Source organism: Saccharopolyspora sp. NPDC003752 (assembly GCF_053605825.1).
Window position 1 is genome coordinate 49,751 of record NZ_JBSGJZ010000013.1, and the last position, 26,655, is coordinate 76,405.

Annotated in this window: 25 protein-coding genes; 10 read left to right on the plus strand and 15 right to left on the minus strand. The window is 70.2% G+C overall.

Annotated elements, in window-relative coordinates:
* Positions 1-106: 106 nt before the first annotated feature.
* Positions 107-1,906, minus strand: coding sequence for a HEAT repeat domain-containing protein (locus ACWEV3_RS18580; protein WP_452615062.1), 1,800 nt, complete (start codon positions 1,904-1,906; stop codon positions 107-109).
* 474 nt (positions 1,907-2,380) lie between these two features.
* Between ACWEV3_RS18580 and ACWEV3_RS18585 the strand changes: the two genes are divergently transcribed.
* Entirely contained in the window at positions 2,381-2,788 is a 408-nt protein-coding gene (locus ACWEV3_RS18585; protein WP_452615063.1) for a hypothetical protein, read from the plus strand.
* Between the two features lie 181 nt (positions 2,789-2,969).
* On the opposite strand, the gene ACWEV3_RS18590 is transcribed toward ACWEV3_RS18585, so the two are convergent.
* The 9 genes from ACWEV3_RS18590 to ACWEV3_RS18630 form a co-directional block, all read right to left on the minus strand.
* The gene (locus ACWEV3_RS18590) at positions 2,970-5,264 is read right to left on the minus strand and encodes a LuxR C-terminal-related transcriptional regulator (protein ID WP_452615064.1); all 2,295 of its coding nucleotides are present in this window, start codon (positions 5,262-5,264) and stop codon (positions 2,970-2,972) included.
* A gap of 71 nt (positions 5,265-5,335) precedes the next feature.
* Positions 5,336-6,199 (minus strand): DUF3592 domain-containing protein, encoded by an 864-nt coding sequence (locus ACWEV3_RS18595; RefSeq protein ID WP_452615065.1) that lies wholly within the window; start codon positions 6,197-6,199, stop codon positions 5,336-5,338.
* Positions 6,200-6,234: 35 nt separating this feature from the next.
* Positions 6,235-7,590, minus strand: a complete 1,356-nt coding sequence (locus ACWEV3_RS18600) for an MBL fold metallo-hydrolase (RefSeq protein WP_452615066.1) — start codon at positions 7,588-7,590, stop codon at positions 6,235-6,237.
* 15 nt (positions 7,591-7,605) lie between these two features.
* A complete protein-coding gene (locus tag ACWEV3_RS18605) occupies positions 7,606-7,953 on the minus strand; it encodes a cupin domain-containing protein (protein WP_452615067.1) in 348 nt (115 codons plus the stop codon).
* Positions 7,954-8,022: 69 nt separating this feature from the next.
* Positions 8,023-8,397, minus strand: coding sequence for a fluoride efflux transporter CrcB (gene crcB, locus ACWEV3_RS18610; RefSeq protein ID WP_452615068.1), 375 nt, complete (start codon positions 8,395-8,397; stop codon positions 8,023-8,025).
* A complete protein-coding gene (locus tag ACWEV3_RS18615) occupies positions 8,394-8,735 on the minus strand; it encodes a DUF190 domain-containing protein (RefSeq protein WP_358577855.1) in 342 nt (113 codons plus the stop codon). The genes crcB and ACWEV3_RS18615 overlap by 4 nt, the downstream gene beginning before the upstream one ends.
* On the minus strand, positions 8,735-9,178 hold the full coding sequence (locus tag ACWEV3_RS18620) for a fluoride efflux transporter FluC (protein WP_452615069.1): 444 nt from the start codon (positions 9,176-9,178) through the stop codon (positions 8,735-8,737). Before ACWEV3_RS18620 ends, ACWEV3_RS18615 begins: the two co-directional genes overlap by 1 nt.
* A gap of 413 nt (positions 9,179-9,591) precedes the next feature.
* Positions 9,592-10,347, minus strand: coding sequence for a MerR family transcriptional regulator (locus ACWEV3_RS18625; RefSeq protein ID WP_452615070.1), 756 nt, complete (start codon positions 10,345-10,347; stop codon positions 9,592-9,594).
* 198 nt (positions 10,348-10,545) lie between these two features.
* Entirely contained in the window at positions 10,546-11,934 is a 1,389-nt protein-coding gene (locus tag ACWEV3_RS18630) for an MFS transporter (RefSeq protein ID WP_452615071.1), read from the minus strand.
* Between the two features lie 158 nt (positions 11,935-12,092).
* On the opposite strand from ACWEV3_RS18630, the gene ACWEV3_RS18635 reads away from it, so the two are divergent.
* Positions 12,093-13,025 carry a nucleoside hydrolase gene (locus ACWEV3_RS18635; RefSeq protein ID WP_452615072.1) on the plus strand — a complete coding sequence of 311 codons (933 nt, stop codon included), beginning with the start codon at positions 12,093-12,095 and terminating at the stop codon, positions 13,023-13,025.
* A 4-nt stretch (positions 13,026-13,029) separates the two neighbouring features.
* On the opposite strand, the gene ACWEV3_RS18640 is transcribed toward ACWEV3_RS18635, so the two are convergent.
* Both ACWEV3_RS18640 and ACWEV3_RS18645 read right to left on the minus strand, forming a co-directional pair.
* Positions 13,030-13,830 (minus strand): ABC transporter permease, encoded by an 801-nt coding sequence (locus ACWEV3_RS18640; RefSeq protein WP_452615073.1) that lies wholly within the window; start codon positions 13,828-13,830, stop codon positions 13,030-13,032.
* A 130-nt stretch (positions 13,831-13,960) separates the two neighbouring features.
* A complete protein-coding gene (locus tag ACWEV3_RS18645) occupies positions 13,961-14,917 on the minus strand; it encodes an ATP-binding cassette domain-containing protein (protein ID WP_452615074.1) in 957 nt (318 codons plus the stop codon).
* 258 nt (positions 14,918-15,175) lie between these two features.
* On the opposite strand from ACWEV3_RS18645, the gene ACWEV3_RS18650 reads away from it, so the two are divergent.
* Complete coding sequence (locus ACWEV3_RS18650) at positions 15,176-17,020, plus strand: acyl-CoA dehydrogenase (protein WP_452615075.1); 1,845 nt, start codon at positions 15,176-15,178, stop codon at positions 17,018-17,020.
* A 107-nt stretch (positions 17,021-17,127) separates the two neighbouring features.
* Here ACWEV3_RS18650 and ACWEV3_RS18655 read toward each other — a convergent pair whose 3' ends face one another.
* Positions 17,128-17,526 (minus strand): DUF3224 domain-containing protein, encoded by a 399-nt coding sequence (locus ACWEV3_RS18655; RefSeq protein ID WP_452615076.1) that lies wholly within the window; start codon positions 17,524-17,526, stop codon positions 17,128-17,130.
* 83 nt (positions 17,527-17,609) lie between these two features.
* On the opposite strand from ACWEV3_RS18655, the gene ACWEV3_RS18660 reads away from it, so the two are divergent.
* Positions 17,610-18,575, plus strand: coding sequence for a helix-turn-helix transcriptional regulator (locus ACWEV3_RS18660; RefSeq protein ID WP_452615077.1), 966 nt, complete (start codon positions 17,610-17,612; stop codon positions 18,573-18,575).
* Here ACWEV3_RS18660 and ACWEV3_RS18665 read toward each other — a convergent pair.
* Complete coding sequence (locus ACWEV3_RS18665; protein ID WP_452615078.1) at positions 18,544-19,899, minus strand: glycosyltransferase family 87 protein; 1,356 nt, start codon at positions 19,897-19,899, stop codon at positions 18,544-18,546. The genes ACWEV3_RS18660 and ACWEV3_RS18665 overlap by 32 nt on opposite strands.
* Positions 19,900-19,931: 32 nt before the next feature.
* Entirely contained in the window at positions 19,932-20,699 is a 768-nt protein-coding gene (locus tag ACWEV3_RS18670) for a deoxyribonuclease IV (RefSeq protein WP_452615079.1), read from the minus strand.
* A gap of 169 nt (positions 20,700-20,868) precedes the next feature.
* Here ACWEV3_RS18670 and ACWEV3_RS18675 point away from each other — a divergent pair, with 169 nt between their 5' ends.
* From ACWEV3_RS18675 to dnaB, 6 genes are all read left to right on the plus strand, one after another.
* Complete coding sequence (locus tag ACWEV3_RS18675; RefSeq protein ID WP_452615080.1) at positions 20,869-21,807, plus strand: hypothetical protein; 939 nt, start codon at positions 20,869-20,871, stop codon at positions 21,805-21,807.
* A 298-nt stretch (positions 21,808-22,105) separates the two neighbouring features.
* Positions 22,106-22,456 carry a 30S ribosomal protein S6 gene (rpsF, locus tag ACWEV3_RS18680; protein ID WP_010312877.1) on the plus strand — a complete coding sequence of 117 codons (351 nt, stop codon included), beginning with the start codon at positions 22,106-22,108 and terminating at the stop codon, positions 22,454-22,456.
* A gap of 42 nt (positions 22,457-22,498) precedes the next feature.
* A complete protein-coding gene (locus tag ACWEV3_RS18685; protein WP_093263833.1) occupies positions 22,499-22,981 on the plus strand; it encodes a single-stranded DNA-binding protein in 483 nt (160 codons plus the stop codon).
* Between the two features lie 45 nt (positions 22,982-23,026).
* A complete protein-coding gene (gene rpsR / locus ACWEV3_RS18690) occupies positions 23,027-23,263 on the plus strand; it encodes a 30S ribosomal protein S18 (RefSeq protein ID WP_093151213.1) in 237 nt (78 codons plus the stop codon).
* Between the two features lie 18 nt (positions 23,264-23,281).
* Positions 23,282-23,734, plus strand: coding sequence for a 50S ribosomal protein L9 (rplI, locus tag ACWEV3_RS18695; protein WP_132481853.1), 453 nt, complete (start codon positions 23,282-23,284; stop codon positions 23,732-23,734).
* A gap of 423 nt (positions 23,735-24,157) precedes the next feature.
* A complete protein-coding gene (dnaB, locus tag ACWEV3_RS18700) occupies positions 24,158-26,551 on the plus strand; it encodes a replicative DNA helicase (RefSeq protein WP_452615232.1) in 2,394 nt (797 codons plus the stop codon).
* Positions 26,552-26,655: the final 104 nt, after the last annotated feature.

Consider the following 26,655-nt stretch of genomic DNA (forward strand, 5'->3'; position numbering starts at 1 on the left):
GACGGAAGCAAGTCGTTTGCAATGCTAACAAGTTTTGGTTAGCGGGACAAACGACGATGAGCGAGCTCACTATCGGTGGAGGCCCGATCAGCCGGAATCGCGGTGCTCAGGAGCTCAGGGCCGCCTGCGCTGCCGCCGCGATCACCTCCTCCTCGTGGTGTTCGGCGAGGACCGCGAGGATCTCACCTGCGCTGTTGTGCTCCGTCGTGGCGATCTCCGCGATCAGCTCGACCTGCGTGGGCCCCGGCTGCCTGCTGAACTCCGCGAGGAACAGGTCGGCGTCCTCGTCCAGCGCCGCAGCCATGCCGTCCAGGGAGAACAGCAGCTCATCGCCGGGGCGGACCACGTTCTCGGTGCTCGCGGGGCGGGACTGCAGCCACATCCGCGCCGCCGGGCCGGCCACCGGATCTTCGGCCAGCTCGCGCGCCGCCGACACGCCCTCGGCGCCGGTGTGCTCCAACAGGCCCAGCGCCGCCAGGCGGATCGCCGGATCGTCCACGCGCCGGAGCAGCTCCGACAGCTCCGCGCTGGCCTGCTTCGCGCCGCGCTGCTCGATCCACCGCGGGATCAGCACCTGCTGCACGTCGGCCGGGGTGTCCGCGGCCACCAGTGCCAGCAGCTCAGCCGGGTACGACACCAGGTCGTCCACAGTGGGCACCTGGAAGCCGAAGGCGCGCAACGATTCCCGCGCCGCCCACAGGCCCGGCGGCATCAGCTCGATCATGGTGCGATCGGCGGCGACGCCTGCGGGCACGGCGGATTCCAGCACCTCGATCTCCTCCGGCGCGGTGGTGACGTGGCAGCGGACCGCCAGCATCGCCTCCCACTGGGCGAGCATCCTGCGGACGATGCCGCGCACGGCCTCCCGGTCGCTCGGCTCGCCCGCGTCCAGGAGATCGCAGGCCATCGACACCACCAGCTCCAGCGGCACCGCGTCGGTCCGCGAGTACAGCACGCTCAGCGCGGCCTGGACGATCTCCGGCAGCGCGTCCTCGTCCTCTGCGATCCCGTCCAGCTCGGCGTGGAACACGTCGTCGATCAGCACGAAGCACTGCCAGAGCCGGGTCCACAGCAGTTCCGGTTCCGCCAGCAGGGGTTCCGCGATCAGGGCGGGCACCAGCAGGTCTCCGGCCGGCCGGAGAAGGCCCGCCCGCTCGGCCCACTCCAGCAGCAGGTCGGCCTCCTCGACGCCGAACGCCTCGCCTAGGGCCGCGACCAGGTGGTCCACATCGGACGGATCGCGGCCGGTGCCGAGCCATTCCAGGACGGCGCGCATCTGCCGGACGACCGGCGAATTCGCCGCGATGGCCCGGTGCGGCTCGACGTGGACGAGATCGACCGGCGGCAACCAGAGCGCGGGCTGGTCCGGCGGCTCCTGCGCGTCCCTGCGCTCGATCTCCTCCAGGATCTCGCCGTCGAAGTCGATCTCGCCCGCGTCCACCGCGTCGAAGAACTCCGCCGCCGACCCCGGATCCTCCGGATCGAAGCCGAGTTCGTGCATCGTCGTGTCCCAGAACTTCGCCGCCGACCACTCGGTCGGCTCCGCCATCGCCGCCAGGTAGTCCGGCACGGCCCGCTCCACCGCCCCGTGCAGCTCGGCGAGCGAGCCGGGCGAGGTGAGCAGGCCCGCCGCGGCCAGGAAATCCAGCCACTGGTGCAGGAAGTCCGGCACCAGCGACCACTTCGGCACGAGCAACCGGCGGGGTACCACTTCGACCAGGAATCGCACCAGGTCTTCTTCGGTCCAGCGGGCCAGCAGCCCGTCCCTGGTGAACTTGTCGTCCAGCAGGCACCCGGCCAACCAGCCGGCGTCGGACTCCGGCCGGCTGCGGGTGAACGCCGCGACCAGCTCGCCGCGCGCCGCCTCGAACCGACCGACCTCGCCGTGGATGAAAGCAGTTCGCATCACGTGCTCCTCTCGCTCAGGTGTGCGGATCAGGTTAGGTAGCACGCCGAGCGGCGGCGGGGAGCCAAGCGAGTTGGGTGCGCGTGTCGTGATCCCCTGAACGGGCGGTATCTAGGTATGGCCCTCGGTACATGTCCCGCTTCGGCACCAGGGTCTTTCGGCCCATGCTTTCGACACGTCCAGAAACGGACGGACCGCTCGGGAAACCGGTGGTCGAACGGCGAGAGCCGCCGGAGCGACCGCGGCCCACCCGTTCGTCCCGGCCAGGGTCGACCCCGGAATCCCAGCGGCGTTCCCGCACCAGGGAGGAGGTTCCATTTGACCGGACAGCAGCTACTTGCCCCAGCTGTCTGTTGTTCGGCCCTCCCACCGGCGAGGCGGGTGCCACCCGTCCGACTAGGCGGCAACGGAGCCGCCGCACCCACCTCGCCGGTTCACCATCCCCCGATCCCCGAAGGCCCGCGAAAAGTCGTGATGAACAGCTCTTCCGAATACCGCTCCTACGGTTGGTGGGTCGAGCACGACCCGAACTCCGACCGCACCACACTCATCATCGGCGGCCGCATCGGCGCGCTGCGGATGCCCGCCGAATTCGCCGCCCGCGTGCACCAGGTGCTCGCCATCCACCTCCAGGCCGGACCCGTGCTGGTCGACGGCGCCGACTGGGTGCTGCTCACGCAGCCCGGCGGCCGCGTCGAACTGCCCGAGGACCTCGCCGAGGTCGCCGGCGTGCCGGCCGGCGCCCGCCTGGCCCTGCCGCCGCTGGACGACCCGAGCTGGATCAGCCCGCCGCGCGCGGACCGCCCGGCGCCGAGCCGGCAGGTAGTCATCTCGGCGGCCCGCCGCGCCCGCGCCGACGCCGAGCTCGCCATGACGGCCTGAGCCCGGACCGCGATGAGCGGCTGGCGTGGAGTGAACGACCTGTTCGCCTCGGTAGGAGAGGTGAACGGCCTGTTCGCCTCATCCGCCCGGCTTCGGTGGATGCCCCGATGGGATGGAGTGAACGGACCGTTCGTCCCGATAGGCGCGGTGAACAGGCCGTTCACTTCAACTGCCCCTCACGTCACGGCTGTTCGGCCACCCAGACCGCGATCTGCGCGCGCGAGGTGGCACCCAGCTTGGCGAGGATGTGCTCGATGTGGCTGTCCGAGGTCCGCTTCGAGATCACCAGCTGCTCGGCGATCTGCCGGTTCGACAACCCCTGCGCGACCAACCGCGCCACCTCGCGCTCCCGCGGCGTCAGCCGCACCGGCTCGTCCTCGGAAGGCGCGGGCGGGCGCTCGCCGAGCGCGAACCTGATCAGTTCGTCCAGCGTGTACTCCGCCCCGCGACTGCGCTCAGCGCGGAGTTCCGGCGTCGGCAGGGCGTTTCGGATGCGCGCATCGGCTTCCGCGTGCCAGCCGAGGTAGCGCTCCAGTCCGAACAGGTAGCGGCCCAGCGGCCGCCACAGGTGCGCCACCGCCGAGCTCAGCCGGGCCGCCCGCGCCACCCGGCCCTGGGCCGCCGACACCCACGCCTCCAGCTCGATCGCCATCAGGAGCCCTGGCACGTCGTCGAACAGCTGCTTGATCCGCAGGCATTCGTGCACGTGCGCCAGCGCGCCGGGGAAGTCGCCCTGCCGCCAGCGGGCCAGCCCGAGCACCAGCTCGGCCCACGAGCGGCCCCACAGCTCGCCGTGCTCCTCGCAGATCTCCCGGCATTCCTCGCACAGCTCGACGGCTCGCTCGCAGTCGCCGCGGAACACCGCCAGCAGCGCCAGGTTCGGCAGGCTGAGTAGCGCGACCCCGTCGTGCTGCAGCATCTCCCGCCGCTCCAGAGCTTCGGCCAGCCGGGACGTCGCCGCCGCGTTCTCGTTGTGCAGCAGGTCGACCAGCCCGGCGATGTGCGAGGTCAGCGCCAGCACCGAGCCGTACTCCGCCCGCCGGGCCGCGTCCCGTGCTTCGGCGAGCAGCGAGCGGGCGGCTTCGGTGTCTCCCTGCAAGGCGCTGACCAGGCCGTTCGTCGTCAGCGCCCGGGCCCGCTGCTGACCCGGTTCGGACACCGCCCGGAGCATCTCGTCGAGCCAGTACCGGCCTTCCCGCAGCGAACCGCCGCCCGCCCAGAAGAACCGCAGGGCCGCCGCCATCCGCAGGCCCTCGTGCCCCTCGCCGGGCTCGGTGCGGCAGAAGTCCAGGGCGGCGCGCAGGTTCGACCGGTCCTGCCGCAGCCGGGTCAGCCACTCCACCTGGTGCGGGCCGAGCCATTCCGCGTCGACGTGCTCGGCGAGCAGCAGGAAGTGGTCGCGGTGCCGCCGCCGCAGCGCGAGCTCCTTCGCGCCGCCGAGCCGCTCGCGCCCGTACTCCTGGATCGTCTTCAGCAGCCGGTAGCGGGTCCGGGTGGCGGGCTGGTCCTCCTTGACCAGCACGGACTTCTCCACCAGGCCCGCGACGCCGATGAACACGTCCTCGACGGTCACGCCGTCGCCGACGCAGACCGCCTCCGCCGCGTCCAGCTCGAAACCGCCGGTGAACACCGACAGCCGCGCCCACACGGCCTGCTCGGTCGGCGAGCACAGGTCGAAGCTCCACTCGATCGCCGCGCGCAGCGTGCGGTGGTGCGGCAGGCCGCTGCGATCGCCCAAGGTCAGCAGGCGGTACCGGTCGCTGAGCCGGTCGAGGATCTCCTCCACCGACAGCGACCGCATCCACACCGCGGCCAGCTCGATGGCCAGCGGCAGGCCGTCGAGCTGCCGGCACAGCCGGACCACCAGCGCCTCGTTCGCCGGGCCGATGGCGAATCCCGGCAGCACCGCCGAGGCCCGGTCGGCGAACAGCTCCAGCACCTCGAAGCCGGTGGCGCGCTGCACCACGTGGCCTTCCCGGTCCACCCGCGGCATGACCATCGGCAGCACCGGCCACACCCGCTCCGCGGCGAGCGCCAGCGGCGCGCGGGAGGTGGCGAGGACGCGCACCTCGGGGGCGGCGGCGAGCAGGTCCCCGACCAGCGGCACGCACTCGTCCAGCAGGTGCTCGCAGCCGTCGAGCAGGATCAGCATCCGCTTGTCGGCGAGCTGATCGGCGAGCACCGCCTCCGGCGGCAGGTCCGAGGGTTCGAGCCCGAGGCTGGTGACCAGCACCTGGGCGAGGTCGTCGCCGGGTAGGACCTTGCCCAGTTCCACCAGCCAGATGCCGTCCGGGAAGGCGCGGCGCAGATCGCGCGCGACGCGGATCGCCAGCCGTGACTTGCCGACCCCGGCCACTCCGGTCAGGGTCACCAGCCGCGAGGCCGACACCAGCCGCTTCACCTGCGTGATCGCCCCGCGGCGGCCGACGAAGCTCGTCAGGTCGTCGGGAAGTCTGCCCACCCGCCGGGTTGTCATGGCGGCCACCCGTGCTCGCCGAACGCCTTGTCGACACCGAGTGTAGGCCCGGGTTCCCCCGAACGGCGGCGTCAGAAGTGCAGCACCGCCCAGGTGATCATGCCGCCGACGGCGCTGAACAGGCCGCCGAACAGCAGGAACGCGAAGCCGGCCAGCTCCGGTCCGTCGCCGGCCAGCAGGATCCGGTACGGGTCGCGCGGGTGCTGGCGGACGGTGATCCCGGTGCCCACCGGGATGCGGCGGATCAGCCGCCCGCGCCCGCTGGGCGCCTCCAGCACCTCGCCGGTCGGGGCGGTCCAGCGGACCACCGCGTGGTGCCGCGTCATGCCCTGCGGGCCGGTGCTGGTCGTTTCGCCGATCACGACGCCGCGGGAGCGCGGGCCGGTCTTGATGCGCAGCGTGGCGAGGATCCCGGCGACGCCGACGGCCAGCACGCTGCCGCCGACGCACAGGAAAGCCACCCCGAACAGGACGCCGTTGTCCATCAGGTCGTCGGCGGTCACGCCTCGCCAGAACGCCCAGAGCGCCGCCAGACCGACGGCCAGCACGACGGCGCCGATCAGCGCGAAGATCACCGCAGGCCCGCCGTCGTGGCCGGGGAGGAAGATCTTCGACGGGTCGGCGTGGTCGTAGTGCACCAGGACGCGCCGACCGGGGATGAACGACGTGTGGGTCTTCGAGATCTCCGACTTCGCCCGGTGGGTCCGGCCGTCCTCGGCGGCGAACTCGATCACCGGCGCGTGCTGGTAGCTGCCGCCCGGGCCGTCGTCCGACGACGACCACCTGCTGTCCTGGGCGACCACGATCCCGTGCGCCCGGCCACCGTGGCGGACCAGCCGCCGGTTCCGCCGGATCTGCCGCGCGCCGCTCACCAGGAAGACCGCGCCGAGCACCACCGGCACCAGCACGGGCAGCACGCCGAGGTCGAAGTCCACGCCCGATCAGACTCGCGCCGGGCGCCGGCGGTTCCTCAGCGGTCGGACACCAACGGCAGACCGGCCCGGTGCGCGGCGGCGAACTCCTCGTCGACCAGCACCACCTCGCGGCCCGCGCGCGCCAGCAGCGACGCCGCCGCGGCGGCCCGGTACCCGGCGCTGCAATGCACCCACACGACCCCGTCCGGGAGCTCGTGCGTCCGGTCGCGCAGCTCGAAGAGCGGGATGTGCACGGCGTTCTTGAGGTGGCAGGCCCGCCACTCGCGGCGCATCCGCACGTCCAGCACGACCGTTCCCGGGCCGGCTTCGGCGAGGTCGTCGAACGTCGCGGACGGCAGGTTGCGCACCAGGCTCGGGTCCGCGGCGAGCTCGTGCGGATGCCCGACCGCCGCCATCGGCCGCTCGATGCCGATGCGCGCCAGCTCGCGTTGCGCGGCGCAGACCTGCTCCGGCGATTCGCCGACCAGCGTCAGCGGCGCGCCCCGGTCGGCCAGCCAGCCGAGCCAGGTGGCCAGTGGCCCGTCCAGGCCGAGGCTGATCGTGCCCGCCAGGTGCGCGCGCGAGAACGCCCGGCGGGACCGCAGGTCCACCACCCAGTCGCCGACGCGCAGCCGCCGGGCCAGCTCAGCCGGCCGCACCCGGGCCGGTTCCCGCAGGTCGACCGGCTCCGGCCCGGCCGCGTTCCGCGCGCCCATCTGCGCGTAGTACGCCGGGAACGCGTCCAGCGCGGACAGGGCGTGGTCGACGAATTCGTCCTCGCCGAGCCGGAACGCGGCGTTGACCTTCTTCTGCTGGCCCACGGTCGCGGAGCCGCGGGACACGGCGTCGGCCGAGCAGTAGCTGCCGAAGCCGTGCGTCGGCCAGATCGCCGCCTCGTCCGGCAGCACCTCGGCGAGCTTGCGCACCGAGGCGTGCTGCTGCCGGGCGAGCTCCTCGCTGTGCTGCTGGCCGAGCAGATCCGTGCGCCCGGTCGAGCCGAACAGCAGCGAGCCGCCGGTGAACACCCCGACCACGCCGCCGGGCTCTTCGAGCACGTACGACAGGTGGTGGAAGGTGTGACCGGGCGTCGCCAGCACGCGCAGCCGCATCCCCGGCGACACCGCCACCACGTCGCCTTCGGCCAGCGGGCGCCGCGCGAACGACACCACGTCCGACGCCGACACCCCGTACTCCGCACCGGTCAGCCGGCACAGCTCCAAGCCGCCGGAGAGGTAGTCGTTGTGGATGTGCGTCTCCAGCACGTGGGTGATGCGGACCCCTCGGCGACCGGCGACGGCGAGCATCCGGTCGACGTCCCGCTGCGGATCCACCACGGCCGCCACCGCGCCGTCGGTGACGAGGTAGCTGCGGTCGCCCAGCGATGACGTCTCGACGACTTCCACCGCGACCATGACACCACCCGCGGGTCAGCCGGACTTCTCGTCGCGGCCGTGGACCTGGGCCGGCGGGTGCGTGGCCTCGACGGCGGTGAACGTTTCGAGAATCTTGTAGCGGTGCTCGGCGCCCTTCGGGATGATCCACGAGTCGCCCGGTTCGAGCAGCACCGTCTGGCCCTCGCTGTGCAGCTCCGCGCGGCCGCTGATCACGTATCCGGCCGTCTCGTAGTCGCGGGCCGCCGACTGCTTGTCCACGCCCGGCGGCTCGTCGCGCCACAGCCGCATCGCCAGGCCGACGCCTTCGGCGAGGTAGTACTGGCCGAGGGTGCCACGCGGTGAGTGCGCGCCGTCCACCTTGATGATCGTGGTGTCGCTCATCGAATCCCCCTCCCGTGCCCGTTTCGCCTCGATTCTCCCGCCGCGGGGGCGGTAGGGCAGCGCGGCGGGTCAGCCCCAGATCGCGGCGGCCAGCACCACGCCGAGCACGCCCGAACCGATCCCGGCGAGCGTCGTGACGACCACGTTGAGCACCGCGAACAGCCGCGCGCCGTCGAGCAGCAGCCGGACGGTTTCGTAGCTGAACGTGCTGAAGGTGGTCAGCGCGCCGCAGAAGCCGACGCCGAGGAAGGTCTGGAGCACCGGGATCGGCATGCCGAAGAGCGCGACGCCGGCGAGGAAGCCGAGGACCAGCGAGCCCATCGCGTTGACCGTCACCGTGCCCCACGGGAAGCCGGTGTCGTGCCGCGCCTGCACCCAGCGATCGGTGTGGAACCGGAGGCACGCGCCCAGCGCCCCACCGAGCGCGACCAGCACGAACGTCACCGCGGCTCCTTGCCGGCGTAGCGGATCACCTCGACCTCGTCGAGCAGCACCAGGCCGTTGGTGACCAGCCCGTCGAGCTCCGGCAGGAAGCTTCGCACCCGCTGCTCGTCGTCGACGATCACCACCGCGACCGGCAGGTCCTCGCTCAGCGACAGCAGCCGCGCGGTGTGGATCGCCGCGGTCGCGCCGAAGCCCTCGACGCCGCGGAACACCGAGGCGCCGGCCAGCCCGGCGTGCCTGGCCCGCAGCACGATCTCGTGGTACAGCGGTTTGTGCTGGTAGGTGTCGCCTTCGCCGACGATCGCGGTGAGCCGGAACGCCTCGCCCTGCAGCCGCATCACCGATCACCCCGTCCGAACAGGCGCGCCACCGAGCGCGCCGCGAGAACCCCGACGAGCACCGCGAGCAGGCAGCTCAGCACGGTCCCGACCAGGTAGGCCAGGGCGAGCGCGGGCTGGTGGTCGAGCACGAGGTGCAGCGCGTCGACGACATAGGTGGAGAACGTGGTGAACCCGCCGAGCACGCCGACGCCGAGGAACGGCCGGACCAGGCGGTGCGCGACGACGAGCTCGGTGATCACGTGCATCAGCACCCCGATGGCCACGCAGCCGATCATGTTGACCAGCAACGTCGACAACGGCCCCGGCCACGCCAGGGACGCGCCGTAGCGCAGCAGCGAGCCCAGCGTGCCGCCAGCCGCGACTACCGCGTACACGTCCCACGCGGCCCTGGCCCGGGGCTTGCTCTGCGGCTGCAGCTCAGCCGGGAATGCCGAACTCATCACGCACCTCACCTGTTCCGGTGCGAAACGCTACCTCGCTCCCCGGCGGACGTCGCCGTGGCCAGGTGATCACCGTTGGCAGGGCGGGTGATGGCCGCAATTTCCATTGAGGTTTTTCCAACCTCGTTTTGCGTGGCGGTGCGGGTAGCGGAACCTCAGAGGCTCCCTGGACTGTGGGTGCCCCTCCTGATGTATGCCCAAATACACGGCGGAGGGGCCGTCCTCGCCAGGAAGCCTCTGAGAACCCGCGGCGGTGCCGGTGTCGTAGGTGGGCTATGCGCCTGCGGCGCATGCGACACCCCATCGACATGCGGCTTTGCGACCCGCGGTTGCGGGCCGACCAGGATGAAAAACGCTCATTGAAATCGAACCTTCGATTTCAATGGAAATTGCGGTGATCCGGGACGGGCCGGCTACGCGCCGGCTCGGGTGGCGTTGGCGTTGATCGCCGTCCGGACGTACTCGGCGAGGCCGGGCACGAGCTTCTCGAAGTTCGCCGCGAACCGCTCGTCCGCCACGTACATCTCGCCGAGACCGCGGTGGATCTCGTAGGTGCAGTCGTAGCACCAGCGCGTGATGTGCCCGCGGTGCGCCTCGGCGAGGTCCATCGCCGCCTCGCCGTCCGGCGCGTGCCCGGCCCGCATCGCCTCGGCGAGCCGGCGGCCGATGTCCTCCTGCTCGGCCATGAACCGCTTCCAGTCCGCCTTGGTGAAGCCGGACATCTTCTGCTGGGACTGCCGGTAGGCGTCGGTGCCGCCCCAGCGCTGCTCGGCCTCCGCGGCGTGGTCGTCCGGGTCGAAGTCGCCGAACAGCTCGAACTTCTCCTCCTGCGTCAGGTCGATCCCCATCGTGTTCGCCTCCATCTCGCGTTCCACCGCCGCGACCATCCGCTGCAACCGCTCGATGCGGGCCAGCAGCAGCTCGTGCTGCCGCTTCAGGTGCGCGTGCGCGCCACCGTCGGCGAGGATGCTCGCGATGTCGTCGAGGCCGAGGTCGAGCTCCCGGTAGAACAGGATGCGGCGCAGCCGGTCCAGGTCTGGGCCGGAGTAGCTGCGGTAGCCCGCCGCCGTCCGGCCGCTCGGGATCAGCAGGCCGATCTCGTCGTAGTGGTGCAGCGTCCGCACGGTGACCCCGGCGATCCGGGCCGCCTCGCCGACCGAGTAGCTCATGGTCCTCGCCTCCTCGGCACCGAGCATGCGGCCTCACGTGACGTGAGGGTCAACCCGGAATTCGCCGTGCGCATGCCTACTCGGCCGGCGCCGCGCAGCCTTCGGCGCCACCGAGTGCGGGCCGGTTTCGCGCGAAACCGGCGCCCGCCTGAGGGTCGCTTTCGCGCGAAACCGGCGTCCTGCCCCGACCCCTGCCGACTAGACGTTCTCGCCTTCGGTCGTCGACGGGGGCTTGATCAGGAACGACGCGACCAGCGCCAGCGCCGTCACGGCCACCGAGATCCACAGCGCCGTGTGGTAGTCGCCGCCGTCGACGGTCGGCGCGACGATGCCGATGCCCAGCGAGGCGCCGATGCCGAACGCCGCGCCGTTCATGCCGGGCAGCGCACCGGGGCTCTCCTTCGGCGAGAGCACCACGCCGAGCCCGCTGAGCGTCGTCATGACCAGGCCGTTGTAGCCGATGCCGAGCCCGATGAACGCGGCGAACACCAGCCACCGCGAGTCGGCGAAGGCCGCGGCGAAGACCAGCGAGGCGATGCTCAGCGCGAGCCCCACGCGCAGCACCAGCCGCCAGCCGACGCGCGGCGCGAGCCAGCCGGCCAACGGCCCGGACGCCAGCCCGATCACCGCGGGCGGCGCCAGGAACATCAGGGCCGACAGGGTCGCGTTCATGCCGTAGCCGAGCTGCTCGTCCTGGCTGAGCAGCACGACGGTGAAGTTGATCGCGCAGAACACGCCGGTGAGGGCGAGCAGCGTGGTCGCCACCAGCGGCCACACCTGCCGGGACCGCAGGTGGCGAGCGGCCATCAGCGGCTCGCCGACGCGGTTCTCGACCCGCCAGAACACGGCCAGCAGCACGGCGCCGCCGATCAGCAGGCCGAGCGCGAGCGGGCTGAGCCAGCCCTGGTCGTTGCCCTGGCTGATGCCGAGGTTGAGGGCCGCGAGCGCGCCGGTCAGCGCGACCGCGCCGGCCCAGTCCATCCGGCCGCCGGTGCCGGCGTGGGTCTCGGGCACGAACCTGCCCGCCAGCAGCGCGGCGATCACGCCCAGGCCGAGGATCACCGCGAACACCGCGCGGAAGCCGACGGTGTCGGCCAGCGCGCCGCCGGCCAGCCCGTCGAGGCCGCCGACGCCGCCGTTGATCGCGGTGACCAGGCCGAGGGCCTGACCGAACTGCTTCGGCGACAGGACGTCGCGCAGGATCAGGTAGGTGAGCTGGAACGTCGCGCCGGACGCGCCCTGCAGCACCCGGGCCGCGATCAGCACGCCGATGTTCGGCGCGAGCATCGCGATCAGCGAGCCCGCGGACATCACCAGCAGCGAGATCACCAGGACCTTGCGCCGCCCGACGTGGTCGCTCAGCCGCGACAGCACGACGCCCGCGAGGCCGCCGATCAGCAGGAACATGGTCTGCGACAGGCCGACCAGGTCGGTGGTGGTGCCCAGGGTGCGGGCGATGTCCGGCATGGCCGGGGTGACCATGGTGGCGTTGAGCTGGAAGCTCACCACACCGATGATCAGCGCTGTGAGCACCAGCCCGGTGCGTTGCCGCGTTGCCGCGGGCCGATCCACGACGGACCCGACCATGATCACTCCCGTAGTGATGGAATCGATTTCCGTAGAAGGTAGGCATCGGTCGCTGGAACGTCAACGATTCGCCTAACTTTTTGTTGAAACAGCTGATAGAACTAGATCCAACTGCGCGGATAACGATTGCCGTGATTCGACCCGAGCGAGGTGGCGACTTGGCCAAGATCATCTTTGATGGCGACTACGGGATCGACGACGCGCTCGCGACGCTGTTCCTCCTGGGCCGGGACGACGTCGAGCTCGTCGCGGTCGGCACGGTGCACGGCAACGCGCCGGCCGACGCTGCCGCCGCCAACGCCCTGCAGGTGCTCGACGTCGCCGGCCGGCGGGACGTCCCGGTCGCTGTCGGCGCGCAGCGCCCGCTGGCGCAACCGCTGGACATCTCCGCGCTCGTGCACGGCGAGGACGGCCTCGGCGGACACGCCAGCCCCGTGCCCGAGCTGCGCCCCGAGCCGGTGTCGGCCGCCGAGCAGCTCGTCCGGATCGCGCGGGAGCTGCCCGGTGAGTGCACCGTCGTGGCCACCGGGCCGCTGACGAACCTGGCGCTGGCGCTGCTGCTCGAACCGCGGCTGCCGGAACTCGTGCGCAACGTGGTCGTCATGGGCGGCACGACGCGGGAACCCGGCAACATCAGTCCGTTCGCCGAGGCCAACATCTGGCACGACCCGGAGGCCGCCGCGCTCGTGCTCGGCGCGGGCTGGCCGCTGACGCTGGTCGGCCTGGACGTCACGATGCGCACCTGGCTCGACCAGTCCGATGTGGACCGGATTGCCGCGGCGCCCGGCCGCAAGGCCGAGTTCGCGCACGCGATCCTCCAGCACTACCTGCAGTTCTACCGCGGCAGGCACGCCCGGCCCGGCTGCCCGTTGCACGACCCGAGCGCCGCCGTGCTCGCGGTGCGGCCCGATCTCGCGCGCTGCGAGCAGGCCCCGGTCCGGGTGGAGCTCCGCGGAGAGCACACCCGCGGCATGCTCGTCGTCGACCGCCGCGAGTTCTCCGAGCCCGACGGCCCGCTGATCGACGTGGCGGCCGAGATCGACCGGGATCGCCTCGTCGCGGAATTCCTCACCGGCTTGCTGGGCTCGTGAGCGGTCAGCGGCTGGCGACGCGGCGGTAGCGGGCGACCGCGAGCGGCATGAAGATCGCCAGGATGGCCAGCGCGGATCCGATCGAGTAGAGCACCGCGTGCTGCGCCGGCCAGCTGTCCGGCGGCGGGCCGGTGACCCGCAGCGGGTTGCCGTAGAGCTGGCGCAGCGCGTCCGCGGTGACGGTGATCGGGTTCCACTCCGCGAAGGCGCGCAGCGGCGCGGGCATCGCCTCCGCCGGCACGAACGCCGACGAGACGAAGGTGACCGGGAACAGCCAGAGCAGCCCGGCGCTCTGCGCCACCTCGACGCTGCGCGAGATCAGCCCGATGAACGCGCCGACCCAGGAGATCGCGAACGAGAACAGCAGCAGGATGAAGAACGCGAGCAGCGCCTCGAACAGGCTGCCGCGGATCCGCCAGCCCACCAGCAGCCCGCACGCCGACATGATCACCACGGTCAGCACGCTGATCACGAGGTCCGACGAGGTGCGGCCGAGCAGCACCGCGATCCGCGACATCGGCAGCGACCGGAACCGGTCCACGATGCCCTTGTTCAGGTCGTTGGCCAGCCCGATCACGGTGAACGCGCTGTTGAACGCGACGGTCTGCACGAAGATCCCGCCGATCAGGAACTCCCGGTACGCCTCGCCGCCGAGGCTGCCGCCGAAGACGTAGGCGAACAGCAGCACGAACATGATCGGCTGCGCGGTGCTGGACAGCAGCCAGTCCGGATTGCGCTTGATGTTCACCAGGTTCCGCCACGCGACGACGCTGCTGTCGCGGATGCCGGCGACGAGCGCGCTCATGGCAGTTCCGCCTCTCCGCGTTTCACAGTCGTGGTTGCGTCCGGCTCAATCCCGCGTTTCGCTCGTGGCTGGTTTGCGTCACGTTCCCCTGAGGTGCGGTTGAGGAGGACTCGGGTTGACACAGGGCTACTCACGGCTGCCCCTCCTGCTCCTCGGTGCGGCGGCCGGTCAGGCCCAGGAACACGTCGTCCAGGGTCGGCCGGTGCAGTGCGACGTCGTGCACCGCGACGTCTTCGGCGTCCAGCCGGCGCAGCGCCTCGATCAGCGACTTCGGCCCGCTGTCCACGGCGACGAACGCCTTCCGCAGGTGCTCCTCGACCTCCGGTTCCCCGGCGCCGACCTCGCCGAGCACCCGAGCGACGACCGGCAGGTCGGCCGCGTCCTGCACGACCAGTTCGAGGCGCTCGCCGCCGACCTGCGACTTGAGCTCGTCGGCGGTGCCGCTGGCGATCACCCGGCCGCGGTCGATCACCGCGATGCTGTCGGCCAGCTGGTCGGCCTCCTCCAGGTACTGCGTGGTCAGCAGCACGGTGGTGCCGTCGGCGACGAGTTCGCCGATGACCTGCCAGGTGTCCATCCGGCCGCGCGGGTCCAGGCCGGTGGTGGGCTCGTCGAGCACCACGACGGCCGGGGCGGCGACCAGCGCGCCGGCCAGGTCGAGCCGTCGCCGCATGCCGCCGGAATAGCCCTTCGACGGCCGGTCGGCGGCCTCCTGCAGGCGGAACCGGTCCAGCAGCCGCCGGGCGCGCGCGGTCGCGTCGGCGCGGGTCATGCCGTACAGCCGGCCGACCATGTAGAGGTTCTCGTAGCCGGTGAGGTTCTCGTCGACCGCCGCGTACTGCCCGGAGAGGCCGATCGAGCGGCGGACCGCCTGCGGGTCGGCGAGCACGTCGTGCCCGGCCACGAAGGCCCGCCCGGAGTCCGGCTTGAGCAGCGTGGTGAGGATCCGCACGGCGGTGGTCTTGCCCGCGCCGTTGGGGCCGAGCAGGCCGAGCACGTGGCCGGCCGGGATCTCCAGGTCCACGCCGTCGAGCGCGCGGTTCGAGCCGAAGGTCTTCACCAGGGCTTCCGCGCGCACCGCCGTCATCGGGGCCTCCGCTGGGGTAGTCGCGGGAATCGTGAGCGCAACTCTAGGTGTCCGGTCGGACACGCCGCTGGTGCTTTCAGGCGATCGATCTCGGGGGATCGGGATTTTTCCGGTGGAACGCCCCTGGTCGCGGCCCGATTCCGGAAAGCGTCCGGAAGGCCGCTTGGCAGAAGTTACCGTCAGGTAATACCCTCTTGTTACCGACGAGTAAGGGCCGGGCCGGGCCCGCCCGCAGCAGCGCGCACGAGGGAGCCTTCGATGGGCCACTACAAGAGCAACGTCCGAGACCTGGAGTTCAACCTCTTCGAGGTCTTCAAGGTGCAGGAACGGCTGGGCAAGGGCGCCTTCGAGCAGTCCGACGAGGACACCGTGCGGGGCGTGCTCAGCGAACTCAACGAGCTGGCCACCGGACCGCTGGCCGACTCCTTCGTCGAAGGCGACCGCACCCCCGCCAAGTTCGACCCGGCCACCCACTCGGTGACCCTGCCCGAGGCGTTCAAGAAGTCGTACCAGCAGGTCATGGACGGCGAGTGGTGGCGGCTGAGCCTGCCGGACGAGCTCGGCGGCTACGGCACCCCGCCCACCGTCATCTGGTCCGCCGCCGAACTCATGCTCGGCGCCAACCCGGCCATCTACATGTACATGGCGGGCCCGAACTTCGCGACGATCCTGTGGCGCAACGGCACCGAGGAGCAGCGCCGTTGGGCCGAGCTGATGATCGAGCGCGGCTGGGGCGCCACCATGGTGCTCACCGAGCCGGACGCGGGCTCCGACGTCGGCGCCGGCCGCACCAAGGCCATCAAGCAGGAGGACGGCTCCTGGCACCTGGAGGGCGTGAAGCGGTTCATCACCTCCGCCGACCAGGACATGACCGAGAACATCATGCACCTGGTGCTGGCCCGCCCCGAAGGTCCCGGCATCGAGGCCAAGCCCGGCACCAAGGGCCTGAGCCTGTTCCTGGTGCCCAAGTTCCACTTCGACAGCACCACCGGCGAGCCCGGCGAGCGCAACGGCGCCTTCGTCACCAACGTCGAGCACAAGATGGGCCTGAACGCCTCGGCCACCTGCGAGCTGACCTTCGGCCAGCACGGCGTACCGGCCAAGGGCTGGCTGCTCGGCGAGGTGCACGACGGCATCGCGCAGATGTTCCAGGTCATCGAGTACGCCCGGATGATGGTCGGCACCAAGGCCATCGGCACCCTGTCCACCGGCTACCTCAACGCGCTGGACTACGCCAAGGAGCGCGTGCAGGGCGCCGACCTGACCAGGGCCACGGACAAGGCCGCGCCGCGCGTGACCATCACCAACCACCCGGACGTGCGCCGCATCCTGATGCTGCAGAAGGCCTACGCCGAAGGTCTGCGCTCGGTCTACCTCTACACCGCGACCTTCCAGGACCAGGTCTTCCAGGGCCAGCACGATGGCACCGACTTCAGCGTCGCCGAGCAGGTCAACGACCTGCTGCTGCCCATCGTCAAGGGCGTCGGCTCGGAGCGGGCCTACGAGATGCTGACCCTGTCGCTGCAGACCCTCGGCGGCTCCGGCTTCCTGCAGGACTACCCGATCGAGCAGTACATCCGCGACTCGAAGATCGACAGCCTGTACGAGGGCACCACCGCGATCCAGGCCCAGGACTTCTTCTTCCGCAAGATCGTCCGCAACAACGGCGCCGCCATCGGCCACATCGCCGCCGAGATCCAGGCGACGCTGGAGGCCGAGGGCGCCGACGAGCGGCTCAAGGAGGAGCGCGCGCTGGTCGCCCGGGCGCTGCAGGACGCCCAGGGCATGCTCGGCACGCTGATCGAGTTCCTGACCTCCTCGCAGGAGGACGTCAAGAACATCTACAAGGTCGGCCAGCACGCGGTGTCGTTCCTGATGAGCATGGGCGACGTGCTGATCGGCTGGCTGTTGCTGCGCCAGGCCGAGATCGCCCTCGTCGCGCTGGACGCGGGCGCCTCGGCCAAGGACCAGCCGTTCTACCAGGGCAAGGTGGCGGTGGCCCGGTTCTTCGCCAAGAACGTGCTGCCGGAGCTGACCGGCCGCCGCAAGATCATCGAGGCGGCGGACAACTCCCTGATGGAGCTGGACGAGTCCGTCTTCTGACGAACCCGGTGGTCTGCAGTTTCAATTGAAACTGCAGACCACCGGGGGTGTCTCGTGGGTGCAGTTTCAATTGAAACTGCACCCATTCGTCCTAAGTGGACCTCGGCTCAGCCCAGGGTGTAGTCGAACTCGTAGGGCACCGTGAGCTCGCCGCTGGTGGCCGTGTAGCGGCCGGTCCCGCGCAGCCCGGACAGCTCGCCGGTGCCCGATTCCGGCACCACCTCGAAGGTCGAGCGGATCGAGCCGTCGCCGCCGAAGTGGCCGCGCTCCTCGATGGCGAAGGCGCCCTCGCGCCCGTCCAGCGTCCCGCGGATCAGCTGCATCCCGGTGAACGAACCGGTCAGCTCGGTGCTGTACACGAGGGTGTACTCGCAGGCGACCTCGGCCGCCTCGATGCCACCGGTGAACTTGTTGGTGATCGCGGCGCGCGCGAGCTTCGGGTGCTGCTCGCCGTCGCCCACGATGCTCTCGTCCCAGCGGACGACGGTGAAACTGCCGGTGGTCATGGACATCCCTTCGATCGGTCTTGCGACCAGCCTGAACGCCGTACCTGACATCTCCTGTCAGGTACGCGGGGCAGAATTCGGCCATGCGCGCCGACCGGCTCCTCACCGTGCTCCTGCTGCTGCAGAACCGCGGCCGGATGACCGCGACCGAACTCGCCGAGGCGCTGGAGGTGTCGGTCCGCACCGTCTACCGCGACATCGAGGCCCTCGGCGCGGCCGGCGTCCCGGTCTGCGCCGACCGCGGACCCGACGGTGGCTACCGCCTGATGGACGGCTACCGCACCCGGCTGACCGGCCTCACCGACGCCGAAGCCGGCTCCCTCTTCCTCGCCGGCGCGCCCGGACCGGCCCGGGAACTCGGCCTCGGCGCGGTCCTGGCCACCGCGCAGCTGAAGGTCCAAGCCGCGTTGCCCGCCGAACTGGCCGAGCGGGCCCGCCGCATCCAGGACCGGTTCCACCTCGACGCGAAGGGCTGGTTCCGGGACGCCGACGACGTGCCGCACCTGGCCGAGATCGCCCAGGCGGTGTGGGAACAACGCGTCCTGCGCGTGCACTACCGCCGGTGGCGCGGCGAAGTGCACCGAGAGCTCAACCCGCTGGGCATCGTCCTGAAGGGCGGCATCTGGTACCTCGTGGCCCAGGCCGGCGAAGCCATCCGCACCTACCGGATCACCCGCATCCTGGCCGTGGAGGTCACCCCGGACGCCTTCGCCCGGCCCGCGGGATTCGACCTCGCCGCGAGCTGGGCCGAATCCGCCCGGCGCATGGAAGCCGAGATGTACCGCGGAACCGCGCGCCTGCGGATCTCGCCGCTCGCGCAGAAGCTGCTCACCGCGAAGTTCGGCTCCCTCGGCACCAACGCCCTCGCCGCCGCCGGGCCGCCCGACGAGCACGGCTGGGTGGAGGTCGACCTGCTCGTCGAACGGCAGGACGTCGCCGTCCACGACGTGCTCCGCCTCGGCGCCGAGGCCGAGGTGCTCGGCCCGCCCGAACTCCGCGCCGCGGTCGCCGAAACCGTCACCGCGCTGGCGACTCGCTACGCAACCTGAACGCGCTCCGCACCGGGCCGAAATCGTCCACAGTGGAGCGCGCCGCGAGGAATGCCACGAACAGTCCTACCAGCAGCGCCGCCCGGCCCCAGACGCCGATCATCAGCGCCTGCGACGTGAAACCGTCGTGGATGCCGTTCGGCTCGCCCGCCATGTTCAGGTAGAACCAGCGGAAGATGCTGATGCCCATCGCCAGGTCCGCCACCAGGTACGCCACGATCCAGCCCCAGCGCACCGCCACCAGCACGAAGAACGGCAGCAGCCACAACGTGTACTGCGGCGAATGCACCTTGTGCAGCAGCAGGAAACCGCACAACATCGCCGCCGAAACCTGGATCCAGGGATACGTCCCGGTGCGCTCGTAGCGCAACCAGCCGACCGCGCAAGCCACCGCGAACGACAGCAGCATCAGCAGCGGCGACACCACGCCCATCGCCGACTGGAAACCCTCGTACTCGGTCCAATGCCGGAAACCCCAGTACCAGATCGAGTTCGTGCTGATGTCCACCTGCCGCCGGGACTGGAAGTCGAACGACGCCAACCAGCCGCCGAACCCGGCCACCATGAACGGCACGTTCACCAGCACCGCCGTCCCGACCGCGGCCCCCACCACCTGCAGCGCGCCGCGCACGTCGAACCGCCGCTCGTCGCGGCCCTCGGTCAGCACGTACAACGCCAGCGGCAGCACGAAAAGCGCCGGGTACAGCTTCAGCGCGAAACCCAAGCCCAACAGCACCGCGGCCGCCGTCGCCCGCCTGCGCAACGACGCCGACGTCCACCGGTGCACGACGAACACCGCGGCCACCGCGCACGCCACCACCGGCAGATCCCAGTTGTGGAAGGCGTAAAGCACCAGCGGCGGGCTCAACGCCCACAACAGCGCCCGCCAGCCGCTCAACCGGCCCAGCCACCACGCGACGGCCAGCCCGAACGGCGCCATCAACAACGCCGACGAGGCCAGGAAACCCGCGTCCGTGTCGGCGAACAACGCACCCACCCAGATCAGCACGCCGGTCAGCACCGGGTACTCGACCACGCCGCCGTACAACGTCCCGTCGGGCTCGATCCCGCCGTGCACGTAGGGGAAGACGTGCCGGTCGATGTCCCGGCCGACCCACAGGTTCTGGATGTCGGAGTAGCACACGTCGCCGTACGCCCGCTCCTGGTAAGCGGGCTCCGAACGGCCCCACTCGTCGAAGAGCGGGCCGGTGCACCGCGCCTTGTTGGCATACCCCAGCGCCAACGCCAACGCGGTGAACATGCACAGCGCGACCAAGCCGGAGATCGTCAACCTGCGGGCCGTCTTGACGCCGATGCCGATCACTCCCGTTCGATACCGCGAAGAAGTCGATGCGTTCAGGCGACCTTGCCGCGGAGGAACGCGATGTCGTCGGCCTGGCCCTCGTCCGGCGTCTCCACCACCACCGGCGCCCCGGCGCTCGCGCACACCGCGACCAGCAGGTCCGGATCGATGTTGCCCGCGCCGATGTTGGCGTGCCGGTCCCGCGAGGAGCCGAACTCGTCCCGCGAATCGTTGAGGTGCACCAGATCGATCCGCCCGGTGATCGCCTTCACCCGGTCGACGATGTCCAGCAGCTCCTCGCCCGCGGCGTGCGCGTGGCAGGTGTCCAGGCAGAAACCCGCCCCGAACTCGCCGACCGCATCCCACAACCGCGCCAGCGCATCGAACCGCCGCGCCATCGCATTGGCGCCGCCCGCAGTGTTCTCGATCAGGATCGGCACGTCGAAACCGCCGTCCGCGGCCTGCCGCTCGAACAGCTTCCGCCAGTTCGACACGCCCTCGGCCGGCGCATCGTCCTTGGTCACGTGCCCGCCGTGCACGATCAGGCCCGTCGCGCCCACCGCGGCCGCCGCCGTCGCCTGCTGCGCCACGGCCTTGCGGGACGGGATCCGGATCCGGTTGTTCAGCGAGGCCACGTTGATCACGTACGGCGCGTGGATGAACACCTCGACGTCGCTGTCGCGCAACTGCTCGGCCTGCGGATGCGGCTTCGGGGCCTTCCAGCCCTGCGGGTCCGACAGGAAGAACTGCACGACCTCCGCGCCGCGCTCGGCGGCGGCGGCCAACGGGTCATCATCGCGAACGTGGGCGCCGATACGCATACCCGAAGTCTAGGCGGCCGACCGGACCGCCTCCCGGCGGCGTGAACGGCCCGATCCCACAGCGCGGGAAGCCACGGGATTTCTCCCGGGCCGTCACCAATGGCGGTGTTCGGGCGTTATTAATCTTGAGAGAGTGATCGGCATTCGCACGGCCGTGGGGAGACGAGACATGGGAGCACGGGGGAAACCCAATCCGCTGGTCCGGCCGAACGCGCTCGGCCGGACCGTGTCCGCGGGGCTGGTCGGCTTAGCGATCACCGCGAGCACCTTCCTCGGCGCCGGCGCCGCCTACGCGGCCGACCCGCTGGTCGTCGACCAGCCCCTGGCCATCGTCGACGCGGAACCCGGCCAGCAGATCACCATCGCGCCGTCCACGCTCGACTTCAAGGTCCGCGAGGCCGTGCTGCTCGCCATGCCGCTGGCCTTCGGCCAGGCCGACGACGCCGCCAAGAAGTTCGCCGCCCTGACGCCGATCTCGCTCGGGCCCGCGCGGGAAGGCCGCACCTTCTACTCCGGCAAGGACATCGCCGAGGCCGCCGCGCCCCGGCTCGCCGAGATCGGCCTGCCCGAGAAGAAGGTCGACGCGGTCACCTGGCACTTCACCAACCTCGTCAGCATCGGCAACGCCCTCACGGTGAAGGTCGCGAAGCCCGCGGTCGAACCGCCGCCGACCACGCATCAGCCGCCGCCCGAGCAGCCCAAGCCGACGCCGAACCCGCCGCCCAGCACGAACCCGGCGCCGCCGAGCCCCACCCTGCCGCCGCCCACGACGCCGCCACCGGCCCTGACGCCCAGCGGCGGGGCACCGGGAGCGGTCAGCGTCCTGCCGCCCAGCCTGCGGGACCTCCAGGGCGGCTCGCTGCCGTGGGCGCAGGCCCGCTACGGCCAGGTGCCGGGCCTGACGCCGGACATCGGCGACCTCCAGAAGCAGTCCCAGGAGCAGCAGAAGGCACGTGAGCAGCAGGAGGAGATCCGAGCCGCGGGCAAGGCGGAGGCGTTGCCGACGGAGGTGACGGAGCGGGTGGCGGCCCCGGTGCTGCTCGCCGCGATCTCGCTGGCGGTGGTCACGGCGGCCCTCGTCCGCAGCTGGGTCCTCCGCCGCCACTGACCTTCCTGGCGCAACCTCGACCCCACCCGGTGTCCCGCAGTTTCAATTGAAACTGCGGGACACCGGCGTGTCGCACCCCGACACGCCGACGCCTGTGGACAACTTCCGCAATTTCAATGGAAATCGGATCTTCGATTTCCATTGAAATTGCGGCACCACGAACGTCGTCGGGGGTGGGGTGGGGTGGGGTGGGGTGATGGTGGCGGCGTCGGTGCCGCTTGCTAGCCTTGTTCAGTTCGTCGACGCGAACGACCCTCCTGCCACGGAAAGCCCGTGGCCGTGAGTCCACAGGAGGTGAATGGTCTTCATGCGTCACTACGAGCTCATGGTCATCCTGGACCCGAGCCTGGACGAGCGCACCGTCGCTCCGTCCCTGGAGAACTTCCTCAACGTTGTCCGCAACGACGGTGGCACCGTCGAGAAGGTCGACGTCTGGGGCCGCCGGCGTCTCTCGTTCGAGATCGAGAAGAACGCCGAGGGCATCTACGTCGTCCTGGACCTCAACAGCGAGCCGGCCACCATCAAGGAACTGGACCGGCAGCTGAACCTCAACGAGTCGATCCTGCGGACGAAGGTCATCCGCAAGATCGTCGAGCCCCGCAAGGCCGCGCGCGCCGCCAAGGCCCGCGCCGCTCAGGCGTCCGCCTGACCGGCCCGATTCCGCTAACGACCAGACTGGAGTCCCCAGGTCATGGCTGGTGAAACGGTAATCACGGTGGTCGGCAACCTGACCGCCGACCCGGAGCTGCGGTTCACGCCTTCCGGTGCCGCGGTCGCGAACTTCACGGTCGCGTCCACGCCCCGGACCTTCGATCGCCAGTCCGGCGAGTGGAAGGACGGCGAGGCCCTGTTCCTGCGCTGCAACATCTGGCGGCAGGCCGCGGAGAACGTGGCCGAGTCGCTGACCCGCGGCATGCGGGTGGTCGTGCAGGGCAGGCTGCGGCAGCGTTCCTTCGAGACGAAGGAAGGCGAGAAGCGCACGGTCGTCGAGCTCGAGGTCGATGAGATCGGGCCGTCCCTGCGCTACGCGACCGCCAAGGTGAACAAGGTCAGCCGCGGCGGCAGTGGCTTCAGCGGTGGCGGGGGCCCGTCCGGTCCCCCGGCCGACGACCCGTGGGGTTCCGCGCCGCCCGCCGGCTCCGGTGGTGGGTTCAGCGACGAGCCGCCGTTCTAAACGGCGCAGCAACGCTTACGAAGTTTTCGCTCAGGAGGAAGACCGATGGCCAAGGCGCCCGTGCGCAAGCCGAAGAAGAAGGTCTGCGTGTTCTGCAAGGACAAGGCGGCGCAGATCGACTACAAGGACACGACGCTGCTGCGGAAGTACATCTCCGACCGCGGCAAGATCCGTGCCCGTCGCGTGACCGGCAACTGCAGCCAGCACCAGCGCGACGTCGCCATCGCGGTGAAGAACGCCCGCGAGATGGCCCTGCTGCCCTACACCTCGACCGCTCGCTGACCCGGAAGGAGACACGTCGTGAAGATCATCCTCACCGCTGACGTGACCGGTCTCGGCGAGTCTGGCGACATCGTCGAGGTCAAGGACGGTTACGCGCGCAACTACCTGCTGCCCCGCAGCCTGGCCATCGTGGCCACCAAGGGCGCGCAGAAGCAGATCGAAACGATCCGCCGCGTGCAGGAGAACCGCCGGGTGCGCAACCTGGAGCACGCCCACGAGCTCAAGCAGCAGCTGAAGGACCTCGGCGCGGTCACGCTGACCGCGAAGGTGTCCTCGCAGGGCAAGCTGTTCGGCTCGATCACCAGCGGCGACATCGTCGCCGCGGTCCGCAAGGCCGGTGGCCCGAACCTGGACAAGCGCTCCGTCGAGCTGCGCGGCCACATCAAGTCGCTCGGCAAGCACGTCGTCGACGTGCAGCTGCACCCGGACGTGACGGCCAACGTCAGCGTCCAGGTCGCCGGCGAGCAGTGACCCGGTAGTACCGGTTTCCACAACGCGGCATCGTCCACTCCGGCATTCGTGTGACGGGTGGACGATGCTGCGTCCGGTGTGCGCACCGGTTGTCACGGCGGTGACCGAGCCTCGCCGAGTTCCGACACGCCGACGAGAGCGACACGCCGGGACTTTTCCACGGATTTCTTCCACAGCCTTCGCACAGGGGCTGAACTGGGGTTTTTTGTCGATCATGCCGACTTGTCCCCAAGTTGTCCCCAGCTGCGCGAAAGGCTGCCGCGAGTTATCCACAGCTCGATTCGATCTATCCACAGGTTGTCCCGAGCTTTGTCCACAGCTTGACTTGCCTGCTCCAGGCGGGCGATCTAGCTTCGCGCGCGGGCGTTCACGCACACCACGCGTGAACGCCCTGTGCCGGAGGAGGTGACGGGTCCGGTGGCGGTGCCCGACGAGCAGGAAGATCCGTACTTCGACAGCGACGGCGGGTCGAGCAGCAGCACCACCTTCGAACGGCAGCCACCGCAGGACCTCGCCGCGGAGCAATCGGTGCTCGGCGGCATGATGCTGAGCAAGGACGCCATCGCCGACGTCGTCGAGGTGCTCAGCCCCAACGACTTCTACCGCCCGGCGCACCAGGCGATCTACGACTGCGTCCTCGACCTCTACGGCCGCGGCGAACCGGCGGACGCGATCACCGTGTCGGCCGAGCTGGAGCGCCGCCAGGAGCTGCTCAAGGTCGGCGGCGCGCCGTACCTGCACACCCTGATCGCCACGGTGCCCACGGCGGCGAACGCCGGCTACTACGCGGAGATCGTCTCGGAGAAGGCGATCCTGCGCCGCCTGGTGGAGGCGGGCACCCGGATCGTCCAGCTCGGCTACCACGGCTCCGAGGGCGCGGCGATCGAGGAGGTCGTCGACCGGGCCCAGTCCGCGATCTACGACGTGTCGGAGCGCAAGGCCAGCGAGGACTACCACGTCCTCGAAGAACTCCTCCAGCCGACGATGGACGAGATCGACGCCATCGCCTCCCGAGGAGGAGAATCCCAAGGCATCCCAACGGGTTTCGCGGACCTCGACGCCCTGACCAACGGCCTCCACGCGGGCCAGATGATCATCATCGCGGCGCGACCCGGTGTCGGTAAGGCGCTCTCGCTGGATACGCCGCTACCGACCCCGGACGGCTGGACGACGATGGGTGAGGTCGCCGTCGGCGACCACCTGATCGGCGCGGACGGTAAGCCGACGAAGGTCGTAGCGGCGACCGAGGTCATGCACGACCGCGCCTGCTACGAAGTCGAGTTCTCCGATGGCACGGTCATCACTGCGGACGCCCAGCACCAGTGGTTGACCGACACCCGGGCATCGCGGAAGTCGGCTCAAGCCGCTGCGGTCGGATACAACCGCACCCGCAACCAACGAACTTTTGCGGAAGTGCGGACGACCGAGGAGATTGCGGCGACCCTGCGTTGCAACACCGCCGACCGACGGCTCAACCACTCGGTGAACGCCGCGCAGGCACTCGACTTGCCGGAGCGAGATCTCCCCATCGCGCCCTACGTGCTGGGTGTCTGGCTGGGTGATGGCACATCGGCGTCGGCGGCCTTCACAAGCGCAGATCCCGAGATTGCGATGTACGTGGAGGCGGAGGGCTACCGCGCTCCGCGGGGGACTGTTCAGGCACTGCTCCGGACGATGGGCGTGCTGGACAACAAGCACATCCCGGCCGAGTACCTCCGAGGCTCCGAATCTCAACGCCGAGCCATCCTCGCGGGTCTTCTCGACACCGATGGCACGGTGACACCGGGTGGGTCCGTGCAGTTCAGCGTGACCAGCGAGCGGCTTGCCCGCGATGCGTACGAGCTCGTCGTCGGTCTCGGCTACCGCTGCACCTGGACGACCAAGAGGGTTCGTGGCCGAACCGAAGCGTCGTCCACGGCCTTCACGCTCACGTTCACCACGCAGGACGATGTCTTCCGGCTGAATCGCAAGAAGCTGGTCCACAAGGAACGCAACGCGCGTACTCCTCGGATGGTCGGAACCCGCTTCATCACTGATGTGCGGCCGGTGGCGAGTGTGCCGGTTCGATGCGTCGAAGTGGATTCGTCGGATCACCTGTACCTGGCCGGCCGGTCGATGATTCCGACTCACAACTCCACGCTCGGACTGGACATCGCCAGGTCGGTGTCGGTGAAGCACGGGCTCGGCAGCGTCATCTTCTCGCTGGAAATGGGGCGCACCGAGATCGTCATGCGCATGCTCTCCGCCGAGGCCCGGATCCGGCTCGGCGACATGCGCGGTGGCCGGATGACCGACGACGACTGGACGCGGTTGGCGCGGCGGATGAGCGAGATCAGCGAGGCGCCGCTGTTCGTCGACGACTCGCCGAACCTCACCATGATGGAGATCCGCGCGAAGGCCCGGCGGCTCAAGCAGCGCCACGACATCAAGCTGATCGTGCTGGACTACATGCAGCTGATGACCTCGGGCAAGCGCGTCGAGTCCCGGCAGCAGGAGGTCTCGGAGTTCTCCCGAAACCTCAAGCTGCTGGCCAAGGAACTCGAAGTCCCGCTGATCGCGATCTCCCAGCTGAACCGAGGCCCGGAACAGCGTACGGACAAGCGCCCGCAGCTCTCGGACCTCCGTGAATCCGGTTCGCTGGAGCAGGACGCGGACATGGTGATCCTGATCCACCGGCCGGACGCGTTCGAGCGGGACGACCCGCGGATGGGCGAGGCGGACCTGATCCTGGCGAAGCACCGTGCGGGCCCGACGGCCACGATCACGGTCGCCCACCAGCTGCACTACAGCCGCTTCGTCGACATGGCCCAGGAGTAGTTCCGGGTTCTTGTAGGTTCGCAAATCTGGTGGCCAATTCTCAATCTTGATGGCCACTGCCTGAGGCCGTTCGCGGTTGGAGACCGTGCCCCATGCCTGGGCAG